This is a genomic window from Rubrivirga sp. (assembly GCF_049648075.1).
Taxonomy (GTDB): domain Bacteria; phylum Bacteroidota; class Rhodothermia; order Rhodothermales; family Rubricoccaceae; genus Rubrivirga.
In genome coordinates this window covers 1-4,913 of sequence record NZ_JBARYR010000274.1, presented here as the reverse complement: position 1 = coordinate 4,913, position 4,913 = coordinate 1, and the positions used below count along the sequence as shown (strand labels likewise).

At 69.8% G+C, this 4,913-nt stretch carries 4 protein-coding genes; 1 reads left to right on the top strand and 3 read right to left on the bottom strand.

What is annotated here, in order from left to right; genetic code table 11:
- From WBA11_RS08170 to WBA11_RS08160, 3 genes are all read right to left on the bottom strand, one after another.
- Nucleotides 1–153: RNA recognition motif domain-containing protein (locus WBA11_RS08170; protein WP_424520204.1), on the bottom strand; the 153-nt coding region annotated here is incomplete at its 3' end.
- A 263-nt stretch (nt 154–416) separates the two neighbouring features.
- The gene (locus WBA11_RS08165; RefSeq protein WP_424520203.1) at nt 417–2,342 is read right to left on the bottom strand and encodes a carbamoyltransferase family protein; all 1,926 of its coding nucleotides are present in this window, start codon (nt 2,340–2,342) and stop codon (nt 417–419) included.
- Nucleotides 2,343–2,404: 62 nt separating this feature from the next.
- Nucleotides 2,405–2,854, bottom strand: coding sequence for an SxtJ family membrane protein (locus WBA11_RS08160; protein WP_424520202.1), 450 nt, complete (start codon nt 2,852–2,854; stop codon nt 2,405–2,407).
- A 118-nt stretch (nt 2,855–2,972) separates the two neighbouring features.
- On the opposite strand from WBA11_RS08160, the gene WBA11_RS08155 reads away from it, so the two are divergent.
- A complete protein-coding gene (locus WBA11_RS08155; RefSeq protein WP_424520201.1) occupies nt 2,973–4,871 on the top strand; it encodes a glycoside hydrolase family 13 protein in 1,899 nt (632 codons plus the stop codon).
- Nucleotides 4,872–4,913: the final 42 nt, after the last annotated feature.

The window sequence follows — 4,913 nt, the reverse complement described above, 5'->3', positions numbered from 1 at the left end:
GCTCATCTCGACGAAGCCGAAGCCACGCGAGCGACCGGTGTCACGGTCCTTGATGACCGTTGCCTTGTCGACGGTGCCGTGCTCCTCAAAGATGGAGCGGAGTTCGTCGTCTCCCGTGCTGTACGGGAGGTTGGCGACATAAATGTTCTTCATTGTCTCTACGGGGAATGCGAGGAGCGCCGACAGGGGTTGAAAGCGAAAGACGGGTGGGCCAGAAAGCTCGACTCGGATCTGTCGGCCCCGCGTGCTCCATGAAAAGGAGAGCCCGAGACGACGCGCCCGAAAGGCGGCCACCACGGGCTCGGTCAGGTCCAACATACCCTACTGTGTGCCCTAGGATCCCTCCCGCGTCGAATTCGCACGTCCGGCCTTGAGAGTCTGGCCCGGACTCGATCCGGGGTCGGAACCGAGGCGCGTCAATCGAGGCCGTAGACCGCCTCGATCTCGTCGGCCGAGAGCGGCTCGCGCTCGCTTTCTGGCAACATCGATTTGGTGACGACGAACGGCCCGATCACGAGCGCGTCCATGTGCGTCCGCCGGAACACGCGGGCGGCGTCCGTCGGGGAGTGGACGATGGGCTCGCCGCGCACGTTGAACGACGTGTTGACCAAGACCGGGCAGCCCCGGCCGTCGGGTCCGGCCGTCTCGGCCTCGAAGGCCTTGATCAGGTCGTAGTAGATCCCGTTGCGCTCGCGCGTCACCGTCTGAACCCTCGCCGAGCCGTCGACGTGCGTGACCGCCGGGACCGGACTCTCGATGTGACCGAGCCGGTCCAACCCCTCGCCCTCGACCCGCGACCCACGCACGGGGCCGACCAAGAGCATGTAGGGGGAGACTGGGTGTTGGGTGTTGGGGGTTGGGGGTTGGGGTGTTTCGTCCGGTCGGCTCCCGTCCGTTGGGTGCGCGTTTCCCCAATCCCCAATCCCCAGTCCCGAACCCCCAAGGTCAAAAAACTCCTCCGCTCGGTCCTCGAGGACGGACGGGGCGAACGGGCGGAAGCTCTCGCGGAACTTGATTTGCAGGTTGACCCGGCGCTGCACGGCCGGGTCGCGCGGATCGGCCAGGATGGAGCGGGCACCAAGCGCTCGCGGCCCGAACTCGGCGCGGCCCTGGAACCAGCCGATCGTCTTCGCATCGGCCAACAGCTCAGCCGTGCGCTTCACCAGCGCCGCCTCGTCCTCGAGGACGTCGAACGGCAAACCCTCGGCCTCGAGGGCGGACTGGATCTGGCTGTTGGTCCACGACGGCCCGAGGGTCGCGCCCTGCATCGCGTCGTCCTCGAGGACGGTCCGGTCGAGGCCGGCCCACTCGTGGGTGGCGACGAGCGCTGCGCCGAGCGCTCCGCCCGCGTCGCCGGCGGCGGGCTGGATCCAGATTCGCTCGAACGGTCCTTCGCGGAGCAGACGTCCGTTGGCGACGCAGTTGAGCGCGACGCCGCCCGCCAAGCACAGATTGGGCTCGCCGGTCTCCGCATGGACGTGCCGCGCCATCGCCAGGACCGCGTCCTCGACGACGACCTGGACGCTCCGCGCCAAGTCCATCTCGCGCTGCGTGAGAGGGCTTTCGGGGACGCGGCCTGGCCCGTCGAACAGCTCCTCGAAGCGACGACCGGTCATGCGCGTGCCCCACGGGAACGTGAACGCGTCGGCATGGAGCCGGTACGAGCCGTCGAGGCGCAGGTCGATCAGGTGCTCGCGGATCGCGTCGGCGTAGCGCGGCTCGCCGTAGGGCGCGAGTCCCATCAGCTTGTATTCGCCCGAGTTGACGCGGAAGCCGCAGAACGTGGTGAACGCGGAGTACAAGAGCCCGAGCGAGTGGGGAAAGTGGATCTCGGCCCTGAGATCGAGGCCCGATCCGTTGCCGACGCCCCAACTCGTCGTCGCCCACTCCCCGACGCCGTCGGTCGTCAACACGGCGGCGCGCTCAAAGGGCGAGGCGTAGAAGGCGCTCGCGGCGTGGCTCCGGTGGTGCTCGGACAAGACCATCGGACCGTCGTAGCCGCCGAGGCCGTCGCGGATCACGTCGGGCGTCCACAACTTCTGCTTGAGCCAGACAGGCATCGCCTGCAAGAACGACTTCAGCCCCCGAGGCGCGTACGTGAGGTACGTCTCCAGCAGCCGCTCAAACGTCAAAAGGGGCTTGTCGTAGAACGCGACCGCGTCGAGGTCGGCGACCTCGAGGCCGCCCTCACGCAGGCAGTAGCCGACGGCATTCGTGGGGAACGCCGGGTCGTGCTTGATGCGCGTAAATCGCTCCTCCTGAGCCGCCGCCACGATCACGCCGTCGCGCACGAGGGCCGCGGCGGCGTCGTGGTAGAAGCAGGACAGGCCGAGAACGGTCATAGGGCCGGCGTCCTCGAGGGCGATGCGTTGGCTGCGCCGGCCTCGCGGCTCTCGAGGGCGAGTTAGAAGTAGCTCTCCAGGCTCTCGCGGTCGGGCCGGCCGTCGTCGCGCGGGATCCAGTAGGTCTCGGCGTCGGGGTCCAGGCGTCGGCGGAGCAGGTCTTTGCCGAACAGCTTGAGGAGCCATCCCGTCGGGACGAAGATCAAGACGAAGGCCAACGTCAGGATCACGCGCGTCATCACGGCGCCCATCACGAAGGCGAGCGTCATCCAGACGTCGCGGACCGGGCCGAGCACGACGGGCGCGATCAGCCCCAGGAGCACCAGCGGACCGCCGACGCCGGCCAGCCCCCACGTCCACGCCGACGCGCCCCGGCGCCACAGCAAGAGTCCCGCGACCGTCAGCAGCACGCCGCCCACGACGAGGCCAAACTGGCGCAGCGTGCGCGGGTCGTCCTCGAGGGCGGAGACCTCGGCGCGGACGGTCTGGAAAAAGGCGTCGAGTCGCGACACGGATGGGAGGGCTGACTGTCCCCTCGGCGAGCTTAGAACAGGCTCTCGAGGTTGACGGACCCGGCGGCGGGGGGACGGCCGAAGCTACCGCCGGTCCGTCCTCCGCTAGCTTGCGGGGATGCGACCCGCCGCGCTCCTGCTCTCGATGGCCCTGGCCGGCTGCGTCCTCGATTCCGACGGGTCCGAGCTCGCGCTGCCCGACCTACCGCCGGCGCCCGACGTGCCGCCCGAGTGGGCCTCGAGCGCCGTCTGGTACCAGATTTTCCCCGAGCGCTTCCGCAACGGCGACATCGCGAACGACCCGATCCCGTCCTCGATGGAAGGCGCCTATCCGCGCATCCCGACCGACTCCCTCGAGGGCGCGGGCTGGGCCGTCCGGGACTGGACCTCGGACTGGTACGCCCGCGACGCCTGGGAGCGCTCGCTGCGCCCGGACGCGTTCTACGTGACCGTTCAGGCCCGGCGCTACGGCGGTGATCTGCAAGGCGTCCTCGATCGATTGCCCTACCTCGACTCCCTCGGTGTGACGGCGCTCTACCTCAACCCCGTCAACGACAGCCCGAGCCTGCACAAGTACGACGCGCGGACCTACCGCCACGTCGACCCGCACTTCGGCCCGGACCCGGCCGGCGACCGCGACCGGATCGCCTTGGAGGACCCGACGGACCCCGAGACCTGGGGCACGACGGCCGCCGACGGCCTGCTCTTGGACGTCCTCGAGGCCGCGCACGAGCGCGACATGCGCGTCGTCTTGGACGTGTCGTTCAACCACACGGGGACGCAGTTCTGGGCCTTCCAGGACATCTTGGAGAACGGCCGAGACGCCGAGACCGCCGACTGGTACGCGATCGACACCTGGGACGACCCGGCGACACCCGAGGACGAGTTCGCGTACACCGGCTGGGCCGGCGTTCCATCGCTGCCCGAGTTCCTGAAGGTCGGCTTGGAGGGCGATCCTGAGCAGGGCATCCCGTACGACGGCGACCTGGCGACGGGGCCGAAGGCGCACGCGCTCGCCGTCGCCGTCCGCTGGCTCGACCCGAACGGCGACGGCGACCCGTCCGACGGCGTCGACGGGTTCCGGCTGGACGTCGCGGAGCAGGTCCCGCTGGGGTTCTGGGAGGACATGCGGCGCGTCGTCAAGGCCGTCAACCCCCAGGCGATCCTGATCGGCGAGATCTGGTGGCAGCGGTGGCCGGACACGTTGATGGACCCGGCGCCCTACCTCGGCGACGCGTTCGACTCGGTGATGCACTACCGACCATTCCCCGTCCTGCGCCAATTCCTCGACCCGGACGGTCCCCAGGTCTCGGCGGCCGACGTCGCGGCCGAGCTGGGCGACATCTACGCGAGCGTCCCGCCCCGATTCCTGCCCGCGCTCGTGTCGATGTCCGGCAGTCACGACACCCCGCGCCTGGCGACGACGCTCCAGAACGCTGGTGTCCCGTACAAGAACGAAGAGACGCCCCGCGTCCGGGCGGGCTACGACGTCTCTCGGCCGTCCTCCGCCGCGTTCCGCTCCGTCCGCCTGTTCCGTCTGCTCCAGGCCGTCCTGCCCGGCGCGCCGCACGTCTACTACGGCGACGAGGTCGGCATGTGGGGCGCCGACGACCCCGACGACCGCAAGCCGATGCTCTGGCCCGACCTCGAGTACGAGCCCGAGACGGCGCTCCCCGACGGGTCCTCGAGGCCGGCCGACCGCGTCGAGGTCGACCGGGACCTGCTCGCGTTCACGCGACGCGCCCTCCGCCTGCGCCGGGACCACTCCGAGCTGTTCGCGACGGGGACCGTCAGCTGGGAGCCGTCCGGCGACGTGTTGGTCTTCCAACGCCGGGGCGCAGAAGAGACGGCGGTCGTGATCGTGAACGCGTCCTCGAGGACGGAGCGCGTGTCGGTGGGCGCGGTGATGGACAGCGCAGCACTCGTGCTGAACGTGGGGCCTCGGCCGGGCCGGGCCGGCGGCGCGTTGACCCTCGCGCCACGGTCCGGCGCCGTGTTCATCGCGCCGACGCGCTAGCGCCCTCGAGGGCGTGTCCCTGTCGTGCCGTCCTCGAAGGCA

Coding starts and splice junctions, on each gene's coding strand:
- WBA11_RS08165 (WP_424520203.1), bottom strand. CDS start 2,342: ATGACCGTTCTCGGCCTGTCCTGCTTCTACCACGACGCCGCCGCGGCC.
- WBA11_RS08155 (WP_424520201.1), top strand. CDS start 2,973: ATGCGACCCGCCGCGCTCCTGCTCTCGATGGCCCTGGCCGGCTGCGTC.